Source organism: Pseudoalteromonas sp. GABNS16E (assembly GCF_028598715.1).
In the GTDB taxonomy this organism is placed as follows: domain Bacteria; phylum Pseudomonadota; class Gammaproteobacteria; order Enterobacterales; family Alteromonadaceae; genus Pseudoalteromonas; species Pseudoalteromonas atlantica.
Genome location: NZ_JAQREZ010000132.1, coordinates 1 through 1,225, shown reverse-complemented (window position 1 = coordinate 1,225; position 1,225 = coordinate 1). Strand labels below are relative to the sequence as shown.

Annotated in this window: 1 protein-coding gene; it reads right to left on the bottom strand. The window is 40.2% G+C overall.

The window, feature by feature from the left end:
• Positions 1-5 precede the first annotated feature (5 nt).
• A complete protein-coding gene (locus tag PSI06_RS20945; protein ID WP_024602346.1) occupies positions 6-1,142 on the bottom strand; it encodes an ISAs1 family transposase in 1,137 nt (378 codons plus the stop codon).
• Between the last annotated feature and the right edge of the window lie 83 nt (positions 1,143-1,225).

The window sequence follows — 1,225 nt, the reverse complement described above, 5'->3', positions numbered from 1 at the left end:
CACGGCTAGCGCATTTTAATCCCAGATTCTAACAGGGTTGAGCGATAATCATCGTCTAGCCCTGCCATTTTCTTTTTTCTCGCCATACTGGCTGTTTTAGTTGTATCTTGTTTAAATAACGCCATGGCTATTTTTCTCATTACGTTAAAAACAAGGGGTCCTTGCTTCTTACGGATTCTTGATTCATCTTCCCTAAAGTTCATATCCAACATCCAATGCATACTTTCAACCTGCCAGTGGCTTCGTACCGCATTAAGTGCTTGCTCCGCACCTAACGCTAACGAACTAATATACCAACGCGTTTCTATCGTGTCTGTACCTGATGATTTATCGTGAACCTCAGCGGTTACTTGAATAACACTCTTTAAGCCAGACCATTGGTAGATTTTATCTAACCAGCTTTTATCAATAAGCAATTGCTGACAAACCCTTGTTTCAATGCGCCCATGCCCTGAGCTTATTTCGGTATGTTTATCATAGTTGCTATTGGTCAATCCTTCGCGCTCACTCTTGTGCCACCAAGCTTCTAATTCACTCTGCATACCTGAATGGTTACCTTTGAGCGCTAGGATATAATCAGCTTTTTGTTTAATTATTTGTTTCGCTATTTCTTGCTGGCAGCCCATAGCATCAAGTGTAATGATGCTATTTTCAATATCTAGCATGGTGAGTAACTCAGGTATGGCTGTGATTTCATTTGTTTTGCTATCAACGGCTGTTTGCCCTAAAACTAACTGGTGTTGGCAGCTCCATGCACTGACGGTATGTAAAGCACTTTTTCTATCTTTGGTTGTAAATGAACGACGTGCAGTTTTTCCATCCATAGCAATAATATCAGCACCCGTGGTTTCAATAAGTGAAGATATCCAAGATTGAAATGCATGCTCTATTTCATCTGATTTTAACCGACAAATGACACGGGCTATGGTGTCGTGTCTTGGAATACCCGCGTTGAAAGCGCCATATCTTTTTAACCAATCAAGTTTTAGATGCCCAAAATCTTCAATATCCTCCCATCCTTGTGCACCGGAGATTACTGCACTAATGGCTAAAAGGAGAATATCGATAAGCTCATGCTTTTTACAGCGTTCAATGCGAGGATCGGTAATTGAATTAAAGTGTTTCAGAAAAGTAGCGCTCATATTTTACGTGACCAAGGTGATTATTATGCCTTGATCTGATCACTACATATTCTATAAGTTCAATTTATAATGATCTTGCCGTG

Excerpts from the sequence above, each read along its gene's own strand:
- PSI06_RS20945 (WP_024602346.1), bottom strand. The coding sequence starts at position 1,142 with ATGAGCGCTACTTTTCTGAAACACTTTAATTCAATTACCGATCCTCGC.